Raw genomic sequence first — 5,284 nt, forward strand, 5'->3', positions numbered from 1 at the left:
CATATTTAGAGCGCCTCCTTGATGGTGTTGGGTTATTAACCCGTCGACAAACCCATCATACCGAGGCGCTCCTTTTTTGACAAAGGCCAAATCTTAGGCCTTACAGGAATGTTTAGCTTAATAAAGAAAGGGGGCAACTGCCGGAGCAAACTGCACTGCTCCTTTGTTACTCCACTATCGTGTCTCGTTAGCGTAATAAGAAATAAATGTTGCCTTATGGATTTGTATCACTGATCGTCGTCAGAAAACCGTTCTGTCCAGCAGTATCAATGAACTGATAAATCGATTGAACTGCTGAATAGGTAAACGAATACCATTGGTTTTCAGTCGCATCATATAGCATAACATCGGGATTGCCCTTGGACTGTGATAAAGTATAAAGATTAAATCGTTTAATGCTGTTCCCTTTTTGATCCAAGAAATCAAACTGTCCACTCATGTAATAGTCCCCCGGTGTAAGCTCTATAACGCTCGAAGTGTACCTAGCAGGGGCATTCACCTTACTTCCTTTGTTCTCAAAAATATGATAAATCGCTTCGTTATAGGAACTCACATTCATTTGTTTTACTATGCTGCCCATTGTATAGTAAACTTCGTGTTGCAATGCTTTCACTGTCACGCCGTCTAGTAAAAATGGGGCAGGTTCAACAGATACTGTTGAATTTCTGAATTCGACGCTACAGTTAAACGTTTCTGCAATAAAGCGAAGTGGAACCATGATGCGATTATTCTTAATATAGGGTGTTGCATCGAGTATTGCGGGTTTACCATTTTTAACCGCTGTATTGCTCTTCAATGTTAAGATGACCTGCATATCGTTTTTTACGAGCGTAACTTTCGAACCCGACCAGTTGACCTTGGCTCCCAAATTTTCACTGATAAAACGCAAAGGCACCATCGTACGATTGTGCTTAATTTCGGGCTTCACATCGGAGGCAATAGTAATACCCTCAACTTTTATTTGCAAATTTGCCGCCGCGTAGGCAGGTGAAGAGATAGATAAAATTAATGCAGCGAAAATTCCTGTGAGAACCTTTTTCATGATATCAAATTCCTTTCTTAGCATATTTTGGAGAACTATACTATAGACGAGAACTATGAAGTAATGTTGCGCTAAACTGCCCGTTAGCGTAACGAAGGGCTGCCGTTTGGCATTGAACTATCGTGTCCCGTTAATTGAACAACATGGGCTTGTGCTCCATGAGATTCTTTTACCATATCGACATGAGATGGTCTTCAATGATTAACTAATTACCTCTTTAACTCTAAATAATTCATATTATAAAAATTCATATTATAATCTAATCCAAAGAAATCCACCACTCCAGAAAATCCATTTAATTCCCACTCTCCATTTTTGTTTGGAGTAAAAATGTATTCTCTTTTCCAATCCTTTAACTTCTCATCATCATCAACATATTCTTCCTTAATGCTTAATCTAGTTTGATTAAAAAACTCATTCTCGAAGTAACTCTTATAAATGACCGCATTTGTTATAGTTATTCCTTTATGAAAGACAGTTGGGTAAAATGTGTTCTGTTGTACATACATATCTGACTCGGGATCGGAATCCATATTATTGATAAATAATGATAGAATCTCCTTAGCATAGACTCCAAACTCTTCGGTAAAAGATTTCTCTAATTCCTTATACTCCAGTTTTGATACCTTTTCTCTCAACGCTAAATCAATGATCATTTTTTCTTTCTTCTCAATCATTTCAATTGCAGTGTTTATGTCAAAATCAATTGTTTCTTCTTTTATCGGCATTACTTGTTCTGATGATTGACAAGCCGATAAAAACAAAATAACCATAATAAGTAAAACTAAGTAGGATCTCCTCATAATTAGTTACTCTCCCCTACAATTACACCCTTTTTTAATGTATATAAATTATATTTTTTACCAAGTTTGGCCGTGGTCGCGTAATTCATTAATTATAATGTTCTCCGTAATTAGTCTTCCTCCTCTTTGTTCCACTAATCTGCCCGTTACTTCAATAAAAACAGCAGGCTACCGTAGCGCCTGCTCATTAATGTGTATCATTCAACTAAAGTTCTCCGTTAGTTGAGCGGCATTACTCACTTATTATTTTTATTTGAAATAGTAATTGCAATGTACAGAAGGAGCCCAAAAATTGCTCCTCCAAGCAATACTAATCCAAATTCACCCAAGATTAAAAACATGTATGCAATAGCCATACCCAAAATAATAAACCACAATATTTTCATAGTTCCCCTCCTAAAATACACATCAAATAAGACGTAAGCTTCGATTTAAAGTTGCGCTATCGTGTCCCGTTAGTCATACATGCAGCGCACGCGCCGCACCACAGATGATGAAAATGGGACTGCAAATTTGTCTATACTGCTACTATGGCTGGGAGAGGAAGGTCGATGAACTATGGTGCCATAGAGCCCATCCGTTAGTCTGACTCCAACGATCACGGTGCATCACAGATTGTCGCTCCCTTTCGGGAAGCACTCATGGGAGATTAATCCTACTCTGATTGTTGCACCAGCCTCTACTTCGATTGAGCCATAGAGAGGATGTATTCAAGGTGGAAGTTATCATTGAACGAGCATGTGGTATGGATATTCATAAAGACAATATTACTGCATGCATCTTAACGTCGGAAGGAAAGGAGATTCAAACATTTTCAACTAAAACGGTCTTTCTATTGCAATTAATAGACTGGATAAAACAACATAAATGCACTCACGTTGCGATGGAAAGTACAGGAGTATTTTGGAAGCCTATTGTTAATTTACTTGAAGCTGAAGGAATTGAATTCTTAGTGGTGAATGCTCAGCATATGCAAGCTTTGCCTGGACGTAAAACAGATGTCAAAGATTCAGAATGGATTGCCAAGCTTCTTCGTCATGGATTACTCAAAGCAAGTTTCATTCCAGATCGAAATCAGCGGGAGCTTCGGGAACTTGTTCGGTACCGCCGCAGTATTATTGAAGAAAGAGCCAGACAACACAATCGAATTCAAAAAGTACTAGAAGGAGCCAATATTAAGCTCGGCTCTGTTGTGTCAGATATTATGGGCGTTTCTTCTCGCGATATGCTGCGTGCTATTGCAGAGGGCGAAGATGATCCAAAAATACTAGCCAACTTTGCTAGGCGTACTATGAAGTGAAAAAAGGATGAGCTCGAACTTGCTCTTCAAGGCTATGTAAATCCTCACCAGCGATTAATGATCAAGACCATTTTAACTCACATTGATTTCTTAAGTGAGCAAATTGGAGTGCTTGATCAGGAAGTTGCTTTGAGGGTAACCCCATTTCATGAAGAAGTCGAACGTTTAGACTCTATTCCTGGCATAGCTACTCGAATGGCAGAACAGATTCTTGCGGAAATTGGGACGGATATTAAGAAGCAATTTCCGAGTGCAGCACATTTATGTTCATGGGCAGGACTGGTACCTGGACATAACGAAAGTGCAGGAAAAAGAAAATCTTCCAAAGCCAAAAACGGAAATAAATATCTTAAGTCTGCTCTAGTTGAAGCAGCCCATTCCGTTGCAGCGTCAAAGAACTATCTCGGAGCCATGTATAGAAGAACATCGGCGCGAAAAGGAAGAAAACGAGCAGCGATCTCTGTTGCGCATGCTATGTTGAGAATAACCTATTATCTATTAACACGGGAAGAAATGTATGTAGACCTAGGCGAAGATTATTTTGACAAACAGAAACAGCAATCTATTGTAAAGTACGCAGTGCGTCGGCTCGAAAACTTAGGTTATTCAGTGAAAATCTCTGAAGTTTCTTAATAAATCTGATCTCATCCATTAAAAAAGTTGAAGCGCACACCTTTTAAAAAAATGTATGTGGTGCGTCTTCTTTACTGTTGTCTTTTATTGTGACTGCAGAGTTAATTTTCATGGGAGTTCAATGAACTAGCTTTTTATCTTGTCTTCAAGGAGTATTAAGTGTTTCCTCAACACTTTCAATCGGTCCATATCCAGGAGACAAAGTCCTCCATTGAAAATATACTTATGGTTATCACTCGCTACCTGGTTCGTCAATAGCTGTATTTTCACCGCCCGAGCAACCGGGCGCGGGGCAACAATCCACATGCGCCTAGTAAGCTTTGAAAGCGACGATTATCGAACTAATCATAACTACAATCCCGCCGACCTTGCTCATGAAATAATAGAAGTCGCTCGGCTCGGGGTTCTCGTACATGAGTCGCTGCGGAGATAGACGGAACATTAAATCTTGGAAGGCTTGATAACGGAAGCTGCACCAGCCAAAGATCAACAGGCCGATGGCAAGAAACAGAAACCCTGGCATGCCTCGTTTGACATGGTAATCGGAGTAAGCCGCGCTTACGAGCGCCGACGGCTGGAAATCTTCTTCCCCTTCCTCCTTAATCCGCTCTCCGTTGGCATACATCTGAATAGCCATGACGATATTGCCTTTGTCATCGTAGCTCAAGAGCAAGCCATTATTATCCTCGACGATGTAGAAATGGCCGTTTGGATAGGTCACTCGGAACTGGTTCGAGTAAGGGACGCTTTTGTCCGTAATCGCATAGGACTGCCCGCCGATGATCACTGTGCGGTGCAACTCATCGTCGGTGCGTACTTGGACGGGAGCAGCCGTGCTACTATGATAGGTGACGAGACGGTCTTGCTCGCCGGCGAATTTGTACGTATCCTCGTACAGGTAGAAGACGCGGTCCGCGAAATAGGGCCTTGACAAAACGCCCGTCAAGACGGACACGAGGACCACGGAGACTAAGAAAATAAAACCAGGTGTTTTCATTTTTCGGAATAATGCCGCTCGGTTAGAAATATGCGCTCATCCTTTCTTCTTTATTCATTTTACGTTCTAATAAGATAGGCGGTTGCAAGCATCTATGCAAGGATATAATGTGTTGATGAGTTACAATCAAGTTCAAGAACGGCTGATGAAGTGCAAGCGGTTGGAAGAGTTGAAGGAGCCCTGCAAGCATAATGTTTTATATGTCCATAACGGAAGATCAGCAAATTCTTTTGGCCTTTTCTATTCATTAATCCAATATCCTTGGAACATGGCAGTGATCTCTCACAACAGCAACAAAGGTGCATGAATCTAGATCGACGAAAACTTACCACCATCATAAACATTTCAAAAATGTATTATTCAAATTCCATTTAGAAATTACGCTATCCTGCCCGTCCCTCGGTTTTAAGGGTTTATCTCATATATACTCACTCATTCGCAGGATTTCGTCGCCTTGGAATACAGTTGCTGTTCGGAGAGTAAGCTCATTAGACACCGTTGTACTAATC

At 40.6% G+C, this 5,284-nt stretch carries 4 protein-coding genes and 1 pseudogene; 1 reads left to right on the forward strand and 4 read right to left on the reverse strand.

The features are described 5' to 3' along the window. Positions 1–214: 214 nt before the first annotated feature. The 3 genes from AC1D69_RS24870 to AC1D69_RS24880 all read right to left on the reverse strand — a co-directional run bounded on the left by AC1D69_RS24870 (position 215) and on the right by AC1D69_RS24880 (position 2,231). Positions 215–1,042, reverse strand: a complete 828-nt coding sequence (locus tag AC1D69_RS24870; RefSeq protein WP_495458797.1) for a copper amine oxidase N-terminal domain-containing protein — start codon at positions 1,040–1,042, stop codon at positions 215–217. A gap of 209 nt (positions 1,043–1,251) precedes the next feature. After that, a complete protein-coding gene (locus AC1D69_RS24875; RefSeq protein ID WP_495458798.1) occupies positions 1,252–1,815 on the reverse strand; it encodes a hypothetical protein in 564 nt (187 codons plus the stop codon). Positions 1,816–2,081: 266 nt separating this feature from the next. Next, entirely contained in the window at positions 2,082–2,231 is a 150-nt protein-coding gene (locus AC1D69_RS24880; RefSeq protein WP_495458799.1) for a hypothetical protein, read from the reverse strand. Between the two features lie 329 nt (positions 2,232–2,560). Between AC1D69_RS24880 and AC1D69_RS24885 the strand changes: the two are divergent. After that, positions 2,561–3,778 (forward strand): annotated as a pseudogene (locus AC1D69_RS24885) (IS110 family RNA-guided transposase). 310 nt (positions 3,779–4,088) lie between these two features. Here AC1D69_RS24885 and AC1D69_RS24890 read toward each other — a convergent pair. Beyond that, positions 4,089–4,775: a DUF6199 family natural product biosynthesis protein gene (locus tag AC1D69_RS24890; protein ID WP_495458800.1), complete on the reverse strand. Its 687-nt coding sequence runs from the start codon at positions 4,773–4,775 to the stop codon at positions 4,089–4,091. Positions 4,776–5,284 lie beyond the last annotated feature (509 nt).

The sequence above is a fragment of the Paenibacillus sp. Y301 genome, from assembly GCF_059445505.1.